This window comes from Streptomyces olivochromogenes (genome assembly GCF_021538895.1).
Lineage (GTDB): Bacteria > Actinomycetota > Actinomycetes > Streptomycetales > Streptomycetaceae > Streptomyces > Streptomyces olivochromogenes_A.
Genome location: NZ_JADDRL010000006.1, coordinates 45,005 through 63,709, shown reverse-complemented (window position 1 = coordinate 63,709; position 18,705 = coordinate 45,005). Strand labels below are relative to the sequence as shown.

Below are 18,705 nucleotides of genomic sequence, written 5' to 3'. Positions count from 1 at the left end.
CGGCCTGTGTCGAGCGGGTACGGCCCGCCCGGTCCACGCCACCCAGCGACGGCCCCGCCACCGCTACCAAGAACGTGCCGCCCGCAGCAGATGGTCACGGACTCGGGGCACGTCGGGGTTGTCGGGGGTGCCGGGGCGTTGGACCAGGAAGGCTGTGTTGATCGGTGGGTCGTCGGGGTCGTGGAGCGGTACGAGGGTGCCGGCGGCCAGCTGGTCGTGGCAGAGGTAGCGGGGCAGCACGGTGAAACCGGCGCCCGCGACCACCGCGGCCAGGACTCCGCGCAGGTCCGGTACGGTCAGCGCGGCGGGGCAGGAGAGTCGGCGGCCGAAGACGTGGCGCCAGTAGCGCCGGGCGATCGGCAGGTCCTCCGCGTAGGTGATGAGCGGTACGCGGTGCAGCGCGGCGGGCCCCTCGACGGCCAGCGGCTCCTTCAGCCGCTCGGCCCACACCGGTGCGGCGACCAGGACGAACTCCTCGTCGGCGAGCGGCGCCGCGCTCAGGGTGCGGCCGTGTGGGCGCCGGGTGGCGATCACCAGGTCGTGGCGTCCGGCGCGCAGTTCGTCGAGCAGCGGATCCGTCAGCCCCGTCGCCACGCGCAGCCGTACGCCCTCGGCGACCAGGGGGGCCAGGGCGGGCAGTACGCGGGCGCACAGCACTTCGGCGGGGCCGGCGAGGTGGACCGGTTCGGCCCGGCCGCCCGGCGCCGGGTGCGGACCGGCCACGGTGGCGAGTTGGTCGAGCGGCGCGGCGACGCGGGCCGCCAGCTCCTCGGCCACGGCCGTCGGCGCGACGCCCCGGGGCAGCCGCTCGAACAGCTCCCGCCCCACCTGCCGTTCCAGCGTCCGCATCTGGGTGGTCACCGTGGGCTGCGACAGCCCCAGCAGCTGCCCGGCACCCGTGAAGGAGCCCGACCGGTACACGGCCAGGAAGGTGCGCAGCAGATTCAGGTCGAGGGATGAGCTTTCCACTCGAACGAGTATCCACACCGACCGGGCCGCACGGCTCTTCGAGCGTCACGTCTTCGAGTCTCGCGTCTTCGAGCCGCATGCTGGCCGAACGGCCGAGCATGCAGCCGCGTTGGCCTGCCGGTGACGCCGTGGCGGGGCTAGGTTGGCGGCATGAGCAATCTTGACCGTCAGTCGGTGCCCAGTGTGTGCGGCGGCCGGGGGTTCGTCGTCGCCGAGCCCGTCCGGGAGCTGCTGAGTCCTCGCCAGGTCCGGCTGGGCGAGTCGACCGAGGTACGGCGGCTGCTGCCCAACCTGGGCCGCCGCATGATCGGCGCGTGGTGCTTCGTCGACCACTACGGCCCCGACGACATCGCCGACGAGCCCGGCATGCAGGTCCCGCCGCATCCCCACATGGGACTGCAGACGGTGAGCTGGCTGCACCAGGGCGAGGTGCTGCACCGCGACTCGACCGGCAGTCTGCAGGCCATCCGGCCCAAGGAGCTCGGGCTGATGACCTCGGGCCGGGCGATCAGCCACTCCGAGGAGAGCCCGAAGCCGCACGCCCGCTTCCTGCACGGCGCGCAGTTGTGGGTCGCGCTGCCGGACGAGCACCGCCACACCGAGCCGCACTTCGAGCACCACCCCGACCTGCCCACGGTCACCGCGCCCGGCCTGACCGCGACGGTGATCCTGGGCGCCCTCGACGGCTCGACGTCGCCCGGTACGGCGTACACACCGATCGTCGGTGCCGACCTCACGCTGACCCGTGGCGCCGACGTCCGGCTGCCCCTCGATCCCGACTTCGAGTACGGCGTCCTCGCGATGTCCGGCGAGGTGCACGTGGACGGGGTGCCGGTGCTGCCGGGCACGATGCTCTACCTCGGCTGCGGCCGCACCGAACTCCCCCTGCGCGCCGAGTCGGACGCCGGGCTGATGCTGCTCGGGGGCGAGCCCTTCGAGGAGGAGCTCATCATGTGGTGGAACTTCGTCGGGCGCACGCAGGCGGAGATCGAGCAGGCCCGCCAGGACTGGACGGCGGGCTCCCGCTTCGGCGAGGTCAAGGGCTACGACGGCGCCCCGCTGTCCGCGCCGGAGCTGCCGCCGGTGCCACTCAAGCCGCGAGGCCGCGTGCGCTGAGCGACCTCACCCTCGCCGGATCACCTGACATACGCCATGCGGTCGACCCACTGGGACAGGGTGAGGGAAGCGGACCAGGCCCGGCCGGCGGGGCCGCGGCCGCGGCGCTGACGCGTGGTGGCGGGGCCGGAACCGGACGGGTGCGAGCGCCGCTGGGGGCACATGTGGGGGGCCAGGGCCCCGCGCAGCGAGGACAGGTGTGCGGCGACCGCGGCGAGGCAGTCGTACTCGTCCTTGCACGCGCCGCAGCCGCCCAGGTGCGCGATGACGGCGTCGGCCCGCTCGGGAGGAAGGAGCCCGAGCGCGTGGTCGGCCAGTACGTCACGGAACGCGCCACACGCGTCGTGGGAAGGGGAAGTGGCCATCATCTCGGATCCTCTCCGTACTGCGCTGCCCGGCCGCCGAGGCGTTCCACAAGGTCCAGATGGTTCAGGGGGCCGTGCGAAGCATGGATTCAGCCCTTGTGGCGCAGATCCAGGTTGGCCGAAGACCACCCCTGTGCGCGTCGTCCCCCCGCAGTGATTACCGGGTACTGCGACCGCAGTACCCGGCGGGAGGAACTGCTCCGCATGGGGAGAAAGGGGCGCCCGGCTGGGCCTTTGTCATACGGAGAGGGAGGAGGGACCGCGATCCGTCGTCGCGCTGACCAGGCCGCACTGGTAGGCGATGACGACGAGCTGGGCCCGGTCGCGCACGTCGAGCTTGCTCATGGCGCGGTTGACGTGCGTCTTGACGGTCAACGGGCTGACGAACAAATGTTCGGAAATGTCGGCGTTCGACAGGCCGAGCGCGACCAGCCTCGCCACGTCGCGCTCCCGAGGGGTGAGGCAGGCCAGCTGCTCGTGCACCACGCCGGTGCGGGGTTCGGGCTGTGCCAGGAAGCGTGTGATCAGGGCGCGCGTGGCCGCCGGGGACAGCAGCGCCTCACCGGCGGCCACCGTGCGGACGGCGTCGAGGAGCTCGTCCGGCTGCGCCCCCTTGCCCAGAAACCCGCTCGCCCCGGCCCGCAGGGCCTCCGCGACGTACTCGTCGTTCTCGAAGGTGGTCAGGATGAGGACCTTCACGGCCGCGAGGTCCTCGGCCTCGCTGATGGCCCGCGTGGCGTCCAGGCCGTCCGTCCCGGGCATCCGGATGTCCATCAGGACCACATCGGGGCGCTGCGCGTGCGTCAGTTCCACGGCCTCGTGGCCGTCGGACGCCTCGCCCACGACCTCGATGTCCTCCGTGGAATCAAAAAGGATCTTGAAGGTGCCCCGCAGCAACGCCTGGTCGTCAGCGAGCAGAACGCGGATCGTCATGTCCGGCCCTCCGGTGGTACGGGCGATGCCGCGCTCCCCGCTGCCGCGGCGGAGCGCAGAGGTAGTTCGGCGATCACGGTGAATCCGCCCTCGGGCCGCGGCTGTGCGGTGAGTGTCCCGCCCACGCTGGCGGCCCGCTCCCGCATGCCGATCAGCCCGTGGCCGGTACCCTGCCGCGGCCCCTGCGCGAACGCGCGACCGTCGTCCTCGACGGTGATGGTCAACCACCGAGGGGTGTAGCTCAGGCCCAGCCGGGCCTTGTCCGCGCTGCCATGCTTGCGCACATTGGTCAGCGCCTCTTGAACGATGCGGTAGGCGGCCAGATCGACCGCGGGAGTCAGCGGCTGGGCCGTTCCCTGGCGGGTGCACAGGACGTCGAGGCCGACGCGTTCGAGCGAGGCGAGCAGGGCCGGTACCTGGGCCAGGCCGGGGATGGGATCGCGCGGTGCGTCGCTGTCGCCGGACTGGCGCAGCAGGCCCACCGTGACCCGCAGCTCGTCCAGCGCCGAGCGGCTGGTCTCCTCGATGTCCTTGAGGGCGGCGAGGACGTGTTCGGGGCGCCGCTTCCCCACGTGGGCCGCCACACCGGCCTGAGCGTTGATCAGGGCGATGTGATGGGCGACGACGTCATGCAGCTCGCGGGCGATCCGGACGCGCTCGGCCGCCACGCGCTGCCGCGCCTCCTGTTCACGGGTCCGCTCCGCGTGCTCCGCCCGTTCCTCCACGGCCGTGACATAGGCGCGGCGCGAGCGCACTCCGTCCCCGACGGCCGCCGGCAGGGCCGTCCACGCCACCATGGCGGCGTTGTCCGGTTGCAGCCAGGACCGCGGGGAGTGCACCACGGCGGCTCCGACCAGGACGGCCGCCGAAGCCGAGGCCACTGTCAGGGCCGTACGGCGGTCCGTCAGCGCGGCCACCGAGTACACGGACGCGATGACCGGGCTGGTCACCAGCGGGCTCTCCCGGAACCCGAGTAGCTGGAACGCCGCCCCGCAGCCGACCGCACAGGCCACCACGGCGAAGGGGTAGCGGCGCCGCCCCAGCAGCGCGAAACAGCCGACAGCGGCCAGCAGGACAGCGGGCCAGCGCAGTACGAAGCGGTGCTCGTGCGGGACGACCGAGGCGGCCACGACGGACAGCACGAACAGCCCCGACGCGCCCAGCACGTCACGAGTCGCACTTCGGGTCGCCCGCAGACGGCCGCTGCTCACTGCCATGGCAACACCGTAGGGACGCCGCTCGCGCGATGCCGAGCCGGCGAACGCGGCCCGCACCCCGAATTCCGGCTCCCAGCAGCCCAGTCAGACCATCGCGGGAACTGATCTCTTCGAGTGACGAGCCGTCGGCGGACCGGTCGGTGGGCCGCTGGACCGTCACCTTGTCCGGTGACCGCGGACGCGTGTCACGGAGACATCCGGTGTCACATCGCGCCCTCTCCGTCGGAACTTCCGGCATGGGGCCGGGCCAGCCCGTGGTCGTAGGCGAAGATCACGGCCTGCACGCGGTCGCGCGCGCCGATCTTGGCCAGGACCCGGCCGACGTGGGTCTTGACGGTCGACTCGGACAGGACGAAGTGCGAGGCGATCTCGCGGTTGGTCCAGCCCTTGCCGATGGCGACGAGGATCTCGCGTTCGCGGTCGGTGAGGCTGCTCAGCCTCGGATCCTCGGGAAGCCCACCCGTGCGGGGCACGAGCTGGGCGAACTCGTGCAGGAGGCGGCGGGTGAGCGCGGGAGCGATCACCGCGTCGCCGACGGCGACGGCCCGGATCCCGGCGAGCAGTTCCTCGGGGCGGGCGTCCTTGAGCAGGAAGCCGCTGGCTCCGGCGCGCAGGGCGGCGTGGACGTATTCGTCGAGGTCGAACGTGGTGAGCACGAGGACGCGGGAGCGGTCGCCCGCGGCGGTGATGCGGCGGGTGGCCTCGATGCCGTCCATACCGGGCATGCGTACGTCCATGAGGACGACGTCGGGGCGCAGTTCGGCCGCCCTGCGCACCGCTTCCGCGCCATGGGCGGCCTCCCCGACGACCTCCGTCCCGGGGACCGAGTCGAGGAGCATACGGAAGCCGTAGCGTTGCAGCGGCTGGTCGTCCACGACGAGCACGGTGGTCACCGGGCACCGCCCGGGGACACGGGGTCGAGGACGGCCTGCACGGTCCAACCGCCGTCGGCGGGACCCGCGCTCAGGCTCCCGCCGTAGAGAGCCGCCCGTTCGCGCATACCCACCAGACCCTGTCCTTCCTCGTTCGCCGTGCCAGGTCGGCCGGCCGTTCCACCGCCCGTTCCACCGGCCGGCCCGCTGTCCTGGATCCTGACGGTCAGCTCGCTGTCCTTCAGGACGATCGACAGGTTCACCCGGGTGTCGGCTCCGGCGTGCTTGAGCGTGTTCGTCAGGGCTTCCTGAACGATGCGGTAGACCGCCAGCTGTACCCCGCTGTCGAGCGTGCCCACCTCACCGGCGGTCCGGTAGACGACGGCCAGGCCCGCGGCGCGTACCCCTTCGCAGAGTGCGTCGATGTCCGTGAGGCCGGGCTGCGGGCTGAGCTCCGGGCCGTCCGGCCGGCCGTCCGCCACGTCGCGCAGGACGCCGAGCACGCGCCGCAGTTCTCCGAGGGCCTGCCGGCCCGTGTCACCGATGATGAGGAGGGCTTCCCTGCCCCGTTCCGGAGCGCGTGCGGTGGCGTAGGCCCCGGCGTCCGCAAGGGTGATGATGACGGACAGGTTGTGGCCGACGATGTCGTGCATCTCGCGGGCCACGCGTGCCCTTTCGGCCGCCGCGGCGAGCCGGCTGCGCTGGTCGCGTTCGACCTCCAGGCGGGCCGCCCGGTCGCGCAGTCCCGCCAGCTGGGCCCGGCGGATGCGCACCACGAGGCCGAGTGCCAGGGCCGCGGTCGCCGTGCTCAGGAGGAAGAACAGCGCGTCCCCGACCGAGACCACCACGGACACCCGCGCCGCGACCAGCGCCATCGCACCCGCCATGACCCCGCAGGCCCAGGGCAGCTGCCGCAGCCGTCCGTGCAGGGCGAGGCTGTACAGGGCGACGAACAGCGCCATGTCCGCGCGCAGCGCGGCACCCAGCGACCACTGGACGACGAACACCACCGTGACGGCGCCGAAGGCGACCGCGGGTCTGCGGCGGCGCCACAGCAGGGGCACGACCAGCCCGGCCTGCAGCGCCAGCATCCCGACGAGCGGAAGCCGGGTGAACGCGAGCCGGAAGCGCCGTGGACCGTCGCCGTCACCGCCGCCGCCCGCGTGCAGCAGGTCCGGCAGACAGACCATCAGGAAGACCAGCGCCGCCACCGCGGTGTCCAGCACCCAGGGATGAGCCCGGTCGGCCTGGCGCAGCCGCTGGCCGGCCCGGGACAGCCGGGCGACCAGCGGTCCCATCCCGCCGATGTCTTCGTCGGGCACGGTGGCCTCGGAGGTCACGGGGGTCACCTGATCATCATGCGGGGTGTCAGACGTCGCTGCGCAGCAGCCGGTACGCCGCCCCGGACAGCGCGAGCGCGGTCCAGCCGAGGAGAACCAGCAGCCCGGCCCCGGGCGGCAGGCTGGTGGCGTCGTGGGTCAGGGCGAACATCGACTCCCCCGCGTTGCTCGGCAGACAGGGGCTGATGTCGTCCTGCCAAGAGCTGGGGAGCAGGGTGACCAGTCCGGGAATCAGCATCAGCGCGGCGACCAGCACCGAGATGCCGCCCGCCACGGAGCGGAGCAGCGAGCCCAGGGCGGTGCCGATCACGCCGACGAGGCCCAGGTAGAGCCCGGCTCCCAGCAGGCTCCGCAGGACCCCGGCGTGCGAGAAGTCCATGCCCGCGGGTGTGCCGGCCACGATCCGGCTGCCGAACAGGAAGGCGACGAACACGCCGATCGTGCCGATGACCAGCGCCACCAGGCCGAGCACGGCCGCCTTCGACCAGAGCACCGGGAGACGCCTCGGTACGGCCGCCAGGGTGGACCGGATCATGCCGGTCGAGTACTCCCCCGCGGTGACCAGCACACCGAGGAAGCCCAGGGCCAACTGGGCGAAGTTCGTGCCGAAGAGCGAGAGACTCACCGCGGTCGAACGGGCGAAGTCCCGGTCCATGCGGCCGGAGCCGAGCCCGGACTTGTAGCGGCCGGCGGCGATCAGCCCGAACGCGACGAGGAACAGCAGTCCCAGGCCGAGCGTGATCCAGGTCGACCGCAGCGACCAGAGTTTGGCCCATTCCGAGGCGAGCACGCGCCGACCGGTCACCCGGTAGGCGGGACGGGCGGGCGCGGTGGGAGCCGCTTCGGTGGCCGCCGTGAGGGTGCTCATGCGAGCCTCCCGACGGACTCGACGGTCCTGGTGCCGGTGGTGGAGCCGTGATACTCCACGGCATCCCTGGTCAGGTTCATGAACGCCTCCTCCAGCGACACCTGGCGCGTGCTCAGTTCGAACAGCGCGATCCCGTGTTCGGCGGCCGTCAGGCCTATCTCGCGCGCGGTCAGCCCGGTGACCTGCAACTCCTCGGAGCCGATCCGCCCGGTGACGTCGACGCCCGGCCCGGCCAGGACGTCCCTCAACCGCGCCGGGTCCTGCGTGGCCACGCGCACGGTGTCGCCGCCCGCCTCGCGCACCAGGTCCCGCACGGTCGTGTCGGCGAGCAGCCGGCCACGCCCGACGACGATGAGGTGGTCGGCCACCAGCGCCATCTCGCTCATCAGGTGCGACGACACGAACACCGTGCGCCCTTCCTCGGCGAGCGACGTGAGGAGGTTACGGATCCAGAGCACGCCTTCGGGGTCGAGCCCGTTGACGGGTTCATCCAGCATCACCGTCTGCGGGTCGCCCAGCAGGGCCGCGGCGATGCCGAGCCGCTGGCCCATCCCGAGGGAGAAGGAACCCGCCCGCTTCCTGGCCACGCCGCTCAGGCCGGCGATGTCGACGACCTCCTCGACGCGTCGGCGGGGGATGCCGTGCGTCAGCGCCAGCGCCCTGAGGTGGTGGTAGGCCGATCGGCCCGGGTGGATCGACTTGGCCTCCAGGAGGGCTCCGACCTCCTGGAGCGGTGCCCGATGCCGGCCGTAGCGGTGGCCGTTCACCGTGACGGAGCCGCTCGTGGGGGCGTCCAGGCCGACGACCATGCGCATCGTCGTGGACTTGCCCGCTCCGTTCGGGCCCAGAAAGCCGGTCACCGTGCCCGGCTTCACGACGAATTCCAGGCCGTCCACGGCCGTCTTCTCGCCGTACCTCTTGGTCAACTGCCGTGCGTCGATCATGGGCGCTCTTTCTCTCGGGCTCGGCGTCCGTCGTATCCGACGCCACACCCACAACCTAAGTTCGAGATCGCCCCATTTCGGTGGTACCGGAGGCTGAACCCGGGCCCTTCGGTGGTACCGCGGTACTACGGGACACCGAGCCGACGTGGCACGGAGCAGGGCATGCGAAAGTACCGGGATATCACCGATGCAATTCGCCTGACCAGGGATTTCCTCAAGGTGTTCAGGTTGCGGTCAGACTGCCGGCCCGCTTTTGAAACTCATGCATTTGAGGCGTCAAAACAATGGCAAAGGCATCTGTGGAACCGGGACTTCACCGTGTCATCGTGCGCGTCATGACCACAGAGCACCTCCTCGACGACCGCCCCCTCGCTCCCCTCCGGCCCCTGCTGAACAAGGTGCCGGAAGTGACCGTCTACTTCTGGATGATCAAAGTCCTCACGACGGGCATGGGTGAGACGGCATCGGATCTGCTGGCCCGTCTGCTCGGCCCGGTCCCGGCGGTCGCGCTGGGCGGTCTGGCCCTGGTGGCCTCCCTGGTCGTCCAGTTCGCCGTCCGCCGGTACGTCGCCTGGGTGTACTGGACGGCCATCGTCATGGTCAGCGTGTTCGGCACGATGGCGGCCGACGTCCTGCACGTCGGCCTCGGCATCTCCTACACGGTGTCGACTCCGCTGTTCCTCACCGCACTGGCCGCCGTCTTCGCCCTGTGGTACGCCAGTGAGCGCACCCTCTCCATCCACAGCATCCGCACCCGCCGCCGCGAGGCCTTCTACTGGGCGGCCGTTCTCGCCACGTTCGCCCTCGGCACCGCGGCCGGCGACCTGACCGCCACCGTCGGCTTCGGATACCTGGGTTCCGTCGCCCTGTTCGCCGCCGCGATCTGCGTGCCCGCCCTCGCCCACCGCTTCGCCGGACTGAACGCCGTGACGTCCTTCTGGACCGCCTACGTGATCACTCGTCCCCTCGGCGCGTCCCTCGCCGACTGGATGGCACTCGGCCATGCCCGCGGCGGGCTCGGACTGGGGCTGGGGCCGGTCACCCTCGCCTGGACGGTCGCCATTGTGTGCTTCGTGGGTTACCTGGCCGTGTCCCGTCAGGACGTCGAGCGCTAGGGCGTACGACGGACAGGGCGTACGACAGGAGGAGGCGCGGCTCGGGAACCCTCCTGGTCCGGGGTTCGTCTACAGTTGCGTAGACGGTCTACTTTTCTGTGGTCATCCGCTCGCTCGGGGGCGACCGCCCGGTGGCCGCCCGAGACGCCCCTCGCACGTACGAGCATGGCCGCAGGGCCGACGGAGGATCATGCGACCCAAGATCCTGGTTGTTGAGGACGATCACGCCCTGCGGGACGTGCTGCGCCGAGGCCTGCAGGACGAGGAGTTCGAGCCGGTCCTCGCCCCCGACGGTGCCACCGCCCTGCGGCTGGCGACCGCCGACACCGCCGCGGCCGTCCTGGATGTCGGCCTGCCCGACTCGGACGGGCGGGACGTCTGCCAGGCCATGCGCGCCAACGGCTTCCTCGCCCCGGTGATCTTCCTGACCGCCCGGCACCATCTCACCGACCGCCTGTCCGGCTTCTCCGCCGGGGGCGACGACTACCTGCCCAAGCCCTTTCATCTCGCCGAACTCGCCGCCAGGCTGCGCGCGGGGATCAGACGGGCCGCCCCACGCCCCAGCACCGCGACCGGCGATCTGGTCCTCGACGCGGTGGACCACAGTGCGACCGTGCACGGGGTCCGCACCGACCTCTCCCCGACGGAGTTCCGGCTGCTGGCCACACTCGTCGCCGCCGACGGAACGCTGGTGCGGCGCCGTGATCTGGTGCGGGCCGGCTGGCCCGAGGGCACGCACGTCACCGACAACACGGTGGACCAGTACCTGACCCGATTGCGCCGCAAGCTGCGCCGGGCCGGCAGCCGGCTGACGATCGAGACGGCACGTGGCGTCGGACACCGCCTGTCATGAACCGCGTCCTGCGCCGCTCGCGCCGCCTGGTCCCGCGTACCCTGCGGGGCCGGCTCTCCCTCGTGGCGCTGGCCACCGCCGCCCTGCTGATGACGGTCCTGACCGTGGCGTTCAACGCCGTGATGGACGAGCACCTGCAGCACCAGGTGGACGACGAACTGCGCACCAGAGCGGCGGCGGTGACCACCACCGTCGACACCAGCGGTCCCCGGGTGCGCATCCTGGAGACCGTCAACGACCGCCTCCTCGACGCGAACGTGTGGATCTACGCGGGCGCCCGCCTGCTGGAGAAGCCCCCCTCCGCCACCACGGGGAGCCCGCTGACCCGGGCCGCCGGCCGGCTGGCCGCACAGCCGAAGCCGGTGTGCGCGACGGCCGACGGTCACCGGCCCGTCCGGCTGTGCTCCCAGCGGATCCCCGGCCGCGACGCCACGGCCACGGTCGTCACCGCCCTGGACCTGGCTCCGTACCGCAGTTCGGCCGACACCCTGCTGCTGGCGTCGCTCGTCCTGGACGCGGTGATGCTCGGATGCACGTACGTCCTCACGCGCCTGTCCGTCGGCCGGGCGCTGCGACCGGTGCGGACGATGACCGACCAGGCCACCCAGTGGAGCGCCGTGGGCTCCGACGACCGCTTCGGCGCGGCGGACCACCCGGTCGAACTCGCCCGTCTGGGCGGCTCGTTGGACGCGCTCCTCGACCGCATACGCACCGTCCTGCGCCATGAGCAGCAGCTGACGGGAGAGCTGTCCCACGAACTGCGCACGCCGCTCGCCCGGATCATCATGGAACTCGACTGGTGGCGGGCCCGCCCGCGCTCCGAAGCCGAGACCCAGGCCACTCACGAGGTGATCAGCGAGGCCGCCCAGTCCATGCGCTCGATCTGCGACACGCTCCTCAACGACGCCCGCGAGAACGCGCTCAACCCGGCGACCGCTCCCGCGACGACCGATGTCGTGCCCGTGCTGAGTCACCTGCTGCGGAGCCTGGACCCGCCGGACCGGGTGAAGGCCACGGTGGAGACGGGCACGCGGGTGCTGGAGGCGGGAGTGGCATCCGCCCTCCTCGAACGCATCGTCGGCCCGCTGCTCGCCAACGCCGTCCGCTATGCCCGCTCCAGCGTGGTCGTGTCCGCGCGACGCCTGCCCAGTGGCGTGTGGATCGACGTCGTCGACGACGGCCCCGGTGTGCCCGAGCCGTTCGTGGACGAGCTGTTCCAGCCCGGCCGCCGTGCCGACACCGGCGACGGCCACGACGGCGCGGGCCTCGGACTGCCGCTCGCGCGACGTCTGGCCCGCGCCGTCGGCGGCGAGGTTTCCTACGATCCCGGGCACACGCCCGGAGCCAGGTTCACCGTCAGTCTCCCCGCCGGGTGACCGGCTACCGCTCCTCGTGCGCCGGCGCGGTGGCGGTCCGGCGCTCCTGCATGTGGGCGTAAGCCATCAGCCCGAACAGGAGGACGAGCAGCACGGCGGACGAGCCCGCGGTGCCGAGGTCCAGGCCGCCCTTGGCGACCGGCTTGGTGAGGAAGTCGCCCGCGGTGGCGCCCAGCGGGCGGGTGAGGACGAAGGCGATCCAGAACAGCAGCACGTTGGGCACGACCGGCACCTTCATCAGTGCCAGGAGCACGCCGAGCGCCCCGGCCACGAGGAGCGCGCCACCGGCGTAGCCGAGGCCGGAACTGTCGGACAGGAAGTCGCCCATCGAGGTGCCGAGGGTGTTCGACACGAGGATCGCCGCCCAGAACAGGGCCTCGCCCCTGAACGTGACGATGTCGCGGATCTGGAAGGTCATCCCGCTCAGCTTCCAGGCGAGGAAGATCGCCAGGAGGATCGAGATCAGGATCGCCGCTCCGGCGGGGTAGCCCAGGCCGAGGCCCTGTGGGCCCCAGCCCAGCTTGGTCGCGCCGTTCGAGAGGAACTTGGCGCTGGCGTCGCGGTTCATGAAGTCGGACATCGTGGTGCCGGCCATGCTGGTCGACAGGATCACGGTCCAGTAGAAGAACGGGTTGTAGCGGCTGGATCGCAGCTGCACCACGAGGGTCACCACGAAGATCACGAACAGCGCGATCGTGGTGAGGAAGTAGCCCAGCTTCAGGGTTTGTGCGAAGAGGTCGCCCGCCGTCTCGCCCAGGGTCGTCGCGGCGATCTTCATGATCCAGAAAGCCAGCGTGACCTCGGGCAGTTTCTTCATCACCGACTTGGTCGTTCCCGACGTGTTCGCCACGTCGAGGTCGGTGAAGACCTCGGATTTCTCCAACTCAGCTTCTCCTTGTCCGGTCGAACGACAGGGCGCTCGCCCCCGGAGTCGGGACGAGCGCCCTGTGAGTTGAGTCGGCCGCCGACGGCGGCCGAGATCGATCTCTTCGACCGTGGCACAGAGATCCTGAACGCATCCTGAACACGTAATGGGTACAGGTCACACCGTCTGTCGGCCGGTCCGCTCCGGCGTGGCGACGTCCTTGCGGGTCACCCCCAGGTACACGACCAGACCCAGGATGACGGTCAGGAACAGGGAACTGGTGATCACCGTGCCGAGGCCCAGCCCGCCGTCCGAGGTCGGCTGGGAGAGGTAGTCACCGATCGAGGCGCCGAGCGGCCGGGTGAGGATGTAGGCGATCCAGAAGCTCTACGGATCACGGACGCGGGCCGGGACCTGTACGCCAAGGCCTCCGCCGAGGGCTCGGCCGTCGCCGACCGCCCCTACGCGGGCATCTCCGAGGAGGACCGGGCCGTCGCCGGCCGCGTGCTGACCCTCGTGACCGAGCGGGCCAACGCCGAGCTGGCCGCCCTCGGCGAATAGCGGAATGAAGTAGTGGAATATTGAACCATCCGCCTCCGTTGTCGGCCTCGAAGGAGGTCACGAGTGGAGACTCAGGTGGAGACGACGTACTACGACCACGGAACGGCGGCGGAGCGCTGGGAGCGTGCGCGGCAGTTCTTCGACGCCAAGGACTACGCGGGCGCGGCCCGTGTCCTGGCCGGGCTGGTCGAGGAGGTGCCGGAGCAGACCGGACCCCGGCTGCTGCTGGCGCGCGCCTACTACCACTCGGCCCAACTGCGGCGCGCCGAGGCCGAGTTGCGCGTGATCGTCGAGCGCGACCCGGTGGAACACTACGCCCGGCTGCTGCTGGGCCGCACGCTCCAGCGGCAGGCGCGGGACGCGGAGGCGGAGCCGCACCTGCGGATCGCCTCGGCGCTCGTCGGCGACCTCGACCGCGACTGATCACGGCGGCGTCGGACGGCGCCGACGCACGGCACACGGGGCCCGGTTCACCTGAACCGGGCCCCGCGCACGCGCTCGACGCTCCGGGCCGGCACCGTCACCGGGCGGCCCGTGGCATGCTGACCCGATGGCGACTCCCCATGACCGTGCCGAACGCGCGCCCCTCGCCGAACGGGTCGAGCAACTCCTCGCGGGTGACGGCCCGTTGCCCATCGTCGCGGCCGGCGACCCGGTACTGCGGCGCGGCACCGAGCCGTTCGACGGCCAGCTGGAGCCCGCCCTGCTGGCCCGTTTCATCGAGGCGCTGCGCCGCACCATGCACGCGGCCCCGGGCGTCGGACTGGCCGCGCCACAGGTCGGAGTGGAACTCCGGCTCGCGGTCGTCGAGGATCCGGCGCCGGTCCCGGACGAGGTACGGCTGGCCCGCGGCCGGGTCCCGCAGCCGTTCCGCGTCCTGGTCAACCCGTCGTACGAGCCGGTCGGCACCGCCCGCGCCGCGTTCTTCGAGGGCTGCCTGAGCGTGCCGGGCTGGCAGGCCGTGGTCGCCCGCCACGCCGAGGTGCGCCTGCGCGCCCAGGACGAACACGGCCGCACCGTCGACGAGACGTTCACCGGCTGGCCCGCCCGCATCGTCCAACACGAGACGGACCACCTCGACGGCACTCTCTACCTGGACCGCGCGGAACTACGTTCCCTGTCCTCCAACCAGTCGATGGTGGAGCGCTGGACACAGCCGACGCCGGAAGCGGCGGCAGCGGCGCTCGGCTTCCCCCTTCCCCTGACCAGGGAACTTCCCACGGGCCGGGAAGGGGAAGGCCGCTAGCGGGCGGTGAGGCCGGGGCCGGTCAGGCGCCGTCCCGGTACGCCTCCAGCAGGCGCAGCCAGACCTCGCTGATCGTCGGGTAGGACGGGACCGCGTGCCAGAGGCGGTTGACCGGGACCTGGCCGGCGACCGCGATGGTCGCCGAGTGGATCAGTTCGCCGACGCCGGGGCCGACGAAGGTGACGCCGCGCAGGATCTCCTCGTCCAGGTCGACGACCATGCGGGCACGGCCCCGGTAGCCGTCGGCGTACAGGCCCGCGCCGGCGACCGAGGAGAACTCGACGTCGACGGCCCGGACGCGGTGGCCGGCCTGTTCGGCCTCGGCGAGGGACAGGCCGACGGCGCCGGCCTCGGGGTCGGTGAAGACGACCTGGGGTACGGCGTGGTGGTCGGCGGTGGCGGCGTGGGCGCCCCAGGGGTCCGACTCCAGGATGGGCACGCCCAGGGCGCGGGCCGCGATGGCGGCGCCCGCGATGCGCGCCTGGTACTTGCCCTGGTGGGTGAGCAGGGCGCGGTGGTTGACGTCGCCGACCGCGTAGAGCCAGTCGCTGCCGGTCACCCGGAGGCTGTCGTCGACGGGCAGCCAGGAACCGGGCTCCAGGCCGATCGTGTCGAGGCCGATGTCGTCGGTGTGCGGGGCGCGGCCGGTGGCGAAGAGGATCTCGTCGGCCTCGATGCGGTCGCCGGCGTCGGTGACCGCCACGACGGTGCCGTTCTCACGGGTCACGGACGCGACGGAGGTGCCGAAGCGGACCTCCGAACCGGCCTCGGTGAGCGCCTCGGCCACCAGTTCGCCGGCGAAGGGCTCCATACGGGGCAGCAGGCCCTTGCCCCGAACGAGGAGGGTGACCTGGGAGCCGAGGGCCTGCCAGGCGTTGGCCATCTCGGTGGCGACCACGCCGCCGCCCACCACGATCAGCCGGCCGGGCGCGGACTGGGCGCTGGTGGCCTCGCGGCTGGTCCAGGGCTTGACGTCGGCGAGTCCTGGCAGGCCGGGCAGCTGGGCGCGGGTGCCGGTGCAGACGGCGACCGCGTGCTGGGCGGTGAGGGTCGTGACGTCGCCGTCGGGGCCGGTCACGGTGACCGTGCGCGGTCCGGCGAGGCGGCCGTGGCCGCGGTACAGGTCGGCGCCGATGCCGTCGAGCCACCCGACCTGGCCGTCGTCCTTCCAGTGCGAGGTGTAGTCGTCGCGGCGGGCGAGGACCGCCGTGGTGTCGAGGGGACCTTGCACCGCCTGGGCGAGGCCGGGCAGGCGGCGGGCGTCGGCGCGGGCGATGACCGGGCGCAGCAGGGCCTTGCTGGGCATGCACGCCCAGTACGAGCACTCGCCGCCGACCAGCTCGCTCTCCACGACCGCGGTGGAAAGGCCGGCCGCGCGGGTGCGGTCGGCCACGTTCTCCCCCACGGGTCCGGCCCCGAGCACCACGACGTCGTACGCGATGGATTCCGTTTCCGTCATGGGCACAGTCTGCTGGGTGGTGTGCGCGGGGGCCACACGGGTACGAGCGCGGAATACCTCACCGGGTGGCCGTGTTGTGCCCACGGCTTCGCCCCCACAGCAGGAAGAAGGAAACGCGCATGAGCAGCACCGTGGAGCTCACCAAGGAGAACTTCGACCAGACGGTCACGGACAACGACTTCGTCCTGATCGACTTCTGGGCGTCCTGGTGCGGGCCGTGCCGTCAGTTCGCACCGGTCTACGAGAAGGCCGCCGAGGAGAACCCGGACCTGGTGTTCGGCAAGGTGGACACCGAGGCGCAGCCGGAGCTGGCCGAGGCCTTCGGTATCCAGTCGATCCCCACGCTGATGATCGTCCGCGACCGGGTCGCCGTGTTCGCCCAGCCGGGCGCCCTGCCGGAGGCCGCTCTGACGGACGTCATCGGCCAGGCCCGCAAGCTGGACATGGACGAGGTCCGCAAGGCCGTCGCCGCGCAGCAGGCGGAGGGCGGCGAGCAGTAGGCCGGCAAGGCCCCGCGGGGTCCGGCTCCGGTCCGGACCGCGGGCCGGTGGAAGAGATGCTGATGGGTACCGCCCGCGGCGCGTCGCGCGCCGCGGGCGGTTCTGCGTCCGCTGCGGGACGGCCGGCCCGCACGGAGTCCGCCGTCAGGTGGAGTCGCGGTGCACCACCGACGCTCCGAGCACCTTGTGGGTCTCGGGTTCGGCGCCGGGGTCGCGCACCGCGCGGTCGACCAGTTCGGCGAGGTCGCGGCCGGAGGGCAGGTCGATGCGGACCGTGCTGAGCCGCGGCCGCAGCAGCCGGCCGAGCATCAGGTCGTCGGCGCCGATCACCGCCGCGTCCTCGGGGACGCGGACACCCTCGTCCTGGAGGGCGCGCATCAGCAGCATCGCGTACTCGTCGTTGTAGGCGAAGACGGCGTCGAGTCCCGACTGCCGCCAGCGCGCGGCCAGTTCGGCGGCCGCCCGCTCCTCGTGGGCGAGCGGCAGCTCGGTCACCGTCGCGTCGGTGTCGCGCAGGGCCTGGCGTACGCCGTCGAGGCGGGGCCGGGAGAAGACCTCCAGGCCCGGTTCCTCGGGTACGACGACGCCGATCCGGCGCCGGCCGCGGGCGTACAGGTGGGTGCCGGCGCAGTGGCCGACGCTGTCGTGGTCCATGAGCAGCGCGTGGGCCCCCTCGACGCCGTCGGGGCCGAGCGTGACCACGGCGCGGGCACCGGCCCGCTTGAGGACCGCGACGCCCTGGGGGCCGAGTTCCGCGCCGGGCGCCAGTACGGCCACCGGCCGCAGTTCGGCCCAGGCGCGGGCGGCCTCGTCGCCCCGCAGACCGACGGTGCCGAACTGCACCACCGTGTAGTCGAGGCGGCCGAGCGCCCACTGGAGATCGTTGATGAACTGGCTGTAGAGCGGGCCGACCGGCACGGTCGGGGCGGGCATCAGGACCATGCGGCTGTGTCCGGCGCGCAGGCTGCGGGCGGCGGCGTGGGGCACGTAGCCGAGTTCCTCGGCGGCTTCGCGGACGCGACGGCGCGTGGCCTCGCTGATCCGCACGGCACTGGTGTTGTTGAGGACGTAGGAGACGGTCGCGCGCGATACGCCGGCCAGTCGGGCCACATCGGCGCTCGTGGGAACGGAGCGCGGTGCGGGCGACGCGGACGAGGGCGTGTTCGGTATCTGCACCATGACGTACCGCATCTTGGCAGAAGCCCCAAGGCCCGAACCCGGCGGGGGAACACGGGATTCCCGACCCACGGACACGCTGCGACGAACATGTTCGTCGCGTACTTGTTCTTTACGAACATGTTCGTTAGCGTGAAGGCATGACAGCCCGCCCCGACTCCCCCCGCAGCCGCCGCGAGCGCCCGGCCAAGCCCGCCCTGACCAGGGAGGGCATCGTGGCCGCCGCCGTCGACGTGCTGCGCGCCGAGGGACTCCGGAAGGTCACCATGCGCCGCCTGGCCCAGGAGCTCGACACCGGCCCGGCCTCGCTGTACGTGTACGTGCGCAACACCGACGAGCTGCACGCCGCCGTCCTGGACGAACTGCTCGGCACCGTCGGACCGGCCCCGGCCGAGGGAACCTGGCGGGAACGGCTGGAGCGGGTGCTCACCGCGTACACCGTGATGCTCCTCGAACACCCGAGCCTCGCCCGCTCCGCACTGTCGGCCCGCCCCAGCGGCCCGCACTACCTGAACCTGATCGAGACGCTGCTGGCGCTGCTGGACGAGGGCGGGGTGCCGCCCGCGCAGGCCGCGTGGGGCGTGGACCTGCTCCTCCAGCACGCCACCGCGACGGCCGCCGAGCACGCCGGCCAGGACGCCTCGCCCCTGGCCCGGGACGACTGGGACGCCCTGACCCGGGCCCTGCGCGAGGCGTCCGACCGCACCCACCCGCACATCGCCGCGACCGCCGGCGAGCTGGTGTCGGGGGCGCCCGAGACCCGCCTGTCATGGGCGTTCCAGGCACTGATCGTCGGCATCGAGCGGACCGCCGTACCGAACTGACCACCCACCGGACCACCCACCGGGCCGAACTGACGCTCCCTCGGGCCGAACCCACCCTCCCCCGGGCCGACCGACCACGCCCCGGACCGAGTGGACCGCCACACCC

At 72.1% G+C, this 18,705-nt stretch carries 19 protein-coding genes and 1 pseudogene; 8 read left to right on the top strand and 12 right to left on the bottom strand.

Annotation, left to right across the window (positions count from 1 at the left end):
• Positions 1 to 63: 63 nt before the first annotated feature.
• On the bottom strand, positions 64 to 969 hold the full coding sequence (locus IPZ69_RS04610; protein WP_235452396.1) for a LysR family transcriptional regulator: 906 nt from the start codon (positions 967 to 969) through the stop codon (positions 64 to 66).
• Positions 970 to 1,119: 150 nt separating this feature from the next.
• Here IPZ69_RS04610 and IPZ69_RS04605 point away from each other — a divergent pair, with 150 nt between their 5' ends.
• Positions 1,120 to 2,085 carry a pirin family protein gene (locus IPZ69_RS04605; RefSeq protein WP_235452395.1) on the top strand — a complete coding sequence of 322 codons (966 nt, stop codon included), beginning with the start codon at positions 1,120 to 1,122 and terminating at the stop codon, positions 2,083 to 2,085.
• A gap of 20 nt (positions 2,086 to 2,105) precedes the next feature.
• On the opposite strand, the gene IPZ69_RS04600 is transcribed toward IPZ69_RS04605, so the two are convergent.
• From IPZ69_RS04600 to IPZ69_RS04570, 7 genes are all read right to left on the bottom strand, one after another.
• On the bottom strand, positions 2,106 to 2,450 hold the full coding sequence (locus tag IPZ69_RS04600) for a zf-HC2 domain-containing protein (protein WP_235452394.1): 345 nt from the start codon (positions 2,448 to 2,450) through the stop codon (positions 2,106 to 2,108).
• Between the two features lie 237 nt (positions 2,451 to 2,687).
• Positions 2,688 to 3,383 carry a response regulator gene (locus IPZ69_RS04595; RefSeq protein WP_235452393.1) on the bottom strand — a complete coding sequence of 232 codons (696 nt, stop codon included), beginning with the start codon at positions 3,381 to 3,383 and terminating at the stop codon, positions 2,688 to 2,690.
• A complete protein-coding gene (locus IPZ69_RS04590; protein WP_235452392.1) occupies positions 3,380 to 4,600 on the bottom strand; it encodes a sensor histidine kinase in 1,221 nt (406 codons plus the stop codon). Before IPZ69_RS04590 ends, IPZ69_RS04595 begins: the two co-directional genes overlap by 4 nt.
• A 203-nt stretch (positions 4,601 to 4,803) precedes the next feature.
• Complete coding sequence (locus tag IPZ69_RS04585; RefSeq protein ID WP_235452391.1) at positions 4,804 to 5,493, bottom strand: response regulator; 690 nt, start codon at positions 5,491 to 5,493, stop codon at positions 4,804 to 4,806.
• Complete coding sequence (locus IPZ69_RS04580) at positions 5,490 to 6,770, bottom strand: sensor histidine kinase (protein ID WP_235452559.1); 1,281 nt, start codon at positions 6,768 to 6,770, stop codon at positions 5,490 to 5,492. The genes IPZ69_RS04585 and IPZ69_RS04580 overlap by 4 nt, the downstream gene beginning before the upstream one ends.
• A 70-nt stretch (positions 6,771 to 6,840) precedes the next feature.
• Entirely contained in the window at positions 6,841 to 7,680 is an 840-nt protein-coding gene (locus IPZ69_RS04575; RefSeq protein ID WP_235452389.1) for an ABC transporter permease, read from the bottom strand.
• Positions 7,677 to 8,624, bottom strand: coding sequence for an ATP-binding cassette domain-containing protein (locus tag IPZ69_RS04570; RefSeq protein WP_235452388.1), 948 nt, complete (start codon positions 8,622 to 8,624; stop codon positions 7,677 to 7,679). The genes IPZ69_RS04575 and IPZ69_RS04570 overlap by 4 nt, the downstream gene beginning before the upstream one ends.
• A 335-nt stretch (positions 8,625 to 8,959) precedes the next feature.
• Between IPZ69_RS04570 and IPZ69_RS04565 the strand changes: the two genes are divergently transcribed.
• The 3 genes from IPZ69_RS04565 (at position 8,960) to IPZ69_RS04555 (ending at position 11,968) form a co-directional block, all read left to right on the top strand.
• Complete coding sequence (locus IPZ69_RS04565; RefSeq protein ID WP_235452387.1) at positions 8,960 to 9,739, top strand: COG4705 family protein; 780 nt, start codon at positions 8,960 to 8,962, stop codon at positions 9,737 to 9,739.
• A 190-nt stretch (positions 9,740 to 9,929) separates the two neighbouring features.
• Positions 9,930 to 10,592 carry a response regulator transcription factor gene (locus tag IPZ69_RS04560; RefSeq protein ID WP_235452386.1) on the top strand — a complete coding sequence of 221 codons (663 nt, stop codon included), beginning with the start codon at positions 9,930 to 9,932 and terminating at the stop codon, positions 10,590 to 10,592.
• Positions 10,589 to 11,968 carry a sensor histidine kinase gene (locus IPZ69_RS04555; protein ID WP_235452385.1) on the top strand — a complete coding sequence of 460 codons (1,380 nt, stop codon included), beginning with the start codon at positions 10,589 to 10,591 and terminating at the stop codon, positions 11,966 to 11,968. The genes IPZ69_RS04560 and IPZ69_RS04555 overlap by 4 nt, the downstream gene beginning before the upstream one ends.
• A 4-nt stretch (positions 11,969 to 11,972) precedes the next feature.
• Here the strand turns inward: IPZ69_RS04555 and IPZ69_RS04550 are convergent, their stop codons facing one another.
• The gene (locus tag IPZ69_RS04550) at positions 11,973 to 12,851 is read right to left on the bottom strand and encodes a COG4705 family protein (protein WP_235452384.1); all 879 of its coding nucleotides are present in this window, start codon (positions 12,849 to 12,851) and stop codon (positions 11,973 to 11,975) included.
• Between the two features lie 159 nt (positions 12,852 to 13,010).
• Positions 13,011 to 13,220, bottom strand: a pseudogene (locus IPZ69_RS04545) (hypothetical protein); the annotation flags it as partial.
• 249 nt (positions 13,221 to 13,469) lie between these two features.
• Here IPZ69_RS04545 and IPZ69_RS04535 point away from each other — a divergent pair.
• A complete protein-coding gene (locus IPZ69_RS04535) occupies positions 13,470 to 13,817 on the top strand; it encodes a tetratricopeptide repeat protein (protein ID WP_235452556.1) in 348 nt (115 codons plus the stop codon).
• Between the two features lie 127 nt (positions 13,818 to 13,944).
• Entirely contained in the window at positions 13,945 to 14,640 is a 696-nt protein-coding gene (locus IPZ69_RS04530) for a peptide deformylase (RefSeq protein ID WP_235452383.1), read from the top strand.
• Between the two features lie 22 nt (positions 14,641 to 14,662).
• On the opposite strand, the gene IPZ69_RS04525 is transcribed toward IPZ69_RS04530, so the two are convergent.
• Positions 14,663 to 16,099, bottom strand: a complete 1,437-nt coding sequence (locus IPZ69_RS04525) for a dihydrolipoyl dehydrogenase family protein (RefSeq protein ID WP_235452382.1) — start codon at positions 16,097 to 16,099, stop codon at positions 14,663 to 14,665.
• Positions 16,100 to 16,218: 119 nt separating this feature from the next.
• On the opposite strand from IPZ69_RS04525, the gene trxA reads away from it, so the two are divergent.
• Complete coding sequence (gene trxA / locus IPZ69_RS04520; protein ID WP_235452381.1) at positions 16,219 to 16,599, top strand: thioredoxin; 381 nt, start codon at positions 16,219 to 16,221, stop codon at positions 16,597 to 16,599.
• A 144-nt stretch (positions 16,600 to 16,743) separates the two neighbouring features.
• Here trxA and IPZ69_RS04515 read toward each other — a convergent pair whose 3' ends face one another.
• On the bottom strand, positions 16,744 to 17,790 hold the full coding sequence (locus tag IPZ69_RS04515; RefSeq protein ID WP_235452379.1) for a LacI family DNA-binding transcriptional regulator: 1,047 nt from the start codon (positions 17,788 to 17,790) through the stop codon (positions 16,744 to 16,746).
• A gap of 125 nt (positions 17,791 to 17,915) precedes the next feature.
• Between IPZ69_RS04515 and IPZ69_RS04510 the strand changes: the two genes are divergently transcribed.
• On the top strand, positions 17,916 to 18,599 hold the full coding sequence (locus IPZ69_RS04510; protein ID WP_235452376.1) for a TetR/AcrR family transcriptional regulator: 684 nt from the start codon (positions 17,916 to 17,918) through the stop codon (positions 18,597 to 18,599).
• Positions 18,600 to 18,705 lie beyond the last annotated feature (106 nt).

Excerpts from the sequence above, each read along its gene's own strand:
- IPZ69_RS04560 (WP_235452386.1), top strand. The coding sequence starts at position 9,930 with ATGCGACCCAAGATCCTGGTTGTTGAGGACGATCACGCCCTGCGGGAC.
- IPZ69_RS04525 (WP_235452382.1), bottom strand. The coding sequence starts at position 16,099 with ATGACGGAAACGGAATCCATCGCGTACGACGTCGTGGTGCTCGGGGCC.
- IPZ69_RS04600 (WP_235452394.1), bottom strand. The coding sequence starts at position 2,450 with ATGGCCACTTCCCCTTCCCACGACGCGTGTGGCGCGTTCCGTGACGTA.
- IPZ69_RS04580 (WP_235452559.1), bottom strand. The coding sequence starts at position 6,770 with ATGGGACCGCTGGTCGCCCGGCTGTCCCGGGCCGGCCAGCGGCTGCGC.
- IPZ69_RS04515 (WP_235452379.1), bottom strand. The coding sequence starts at position 17,790 with ATGCGGTACGTCATGGTGCAGATACCGAACACGCCCTCGTCCGCGTCG.
- IPZ69_RS04590 (WP_235452392.1), bottom strand. The coding sequence starts at position 4,600 with ATGGCAGTGAGCAGCGGCCGTCTGCGGGCGACCCGAAGTGCGACTCGT.
- IPZ69_RS04555 (WP_235452385.1), top strand. The coding sequence starts at position 10,589 with ATGAACCGCGTCCTGCGCCGCTCGCGCCGCCTGGTCCCGCGTACCCTG.
- trxA (WP_235452381.1), top strand. The coding sequence starts at position 16,219 with ATGAGCAGCACCGTGGAGCTCACCAAGGAGAACTTCGACCAGACGGTC.
- IPZ69_RS04575 (WP_235452389.1), bottom strand. The coding sequence starts at position 7,680 with ATGAGCACCCTCACGGCGGCCACCGAAGCGGCTCCCACCGCGCCCGCC.
- IPZ69_RS04605 (WP_235452395.1), top strand. The coding sequence starts at position 1,120 with ATGAGCAATCTTGACCGTCAGTCGGTGCCCAGTGTGTGCGGCGGCCGG.
- IPZ69_RS04570 (WP_235452388.1), bottom strand. The coding sequence starts at position 8,624 with ATGATCGACGCACGGCAGTTGACCAAGAGGTACGGCGAGAAGACGGCC.
- IPZ69_RS04510 (WP_235452376.1), top strand. The coding sequence starts at position 17,916 with ATGACAGCCCGCCCCGACTCCCCCCGCAGCCGCCGCGAGCGCCCGGCC.
- IPZ69_RS04565 (WP_235452387.1), top strand. The coding sequence starts at position 8,960 with ATGACCACAGAGCACCTCCTCGACGACCGCCCCCTCGCTCCCCTCCGG.
- IPZ69_RS04595 (WP_235452393.1), bottom strand. The coding sequence starts at position 3,383 with ATGACGATCCGCGTTCTGCTCGCTGACGACCAGGCGTTGCTGCGGGGC.
- IPZ69_RS04530 (WP_235452383.1), top strand. The coding sequence starts at position 13,945 with ATGGCGACTCCCCATGACCGTGCCGAACGCGCGCCCCTCGCCGAACGG.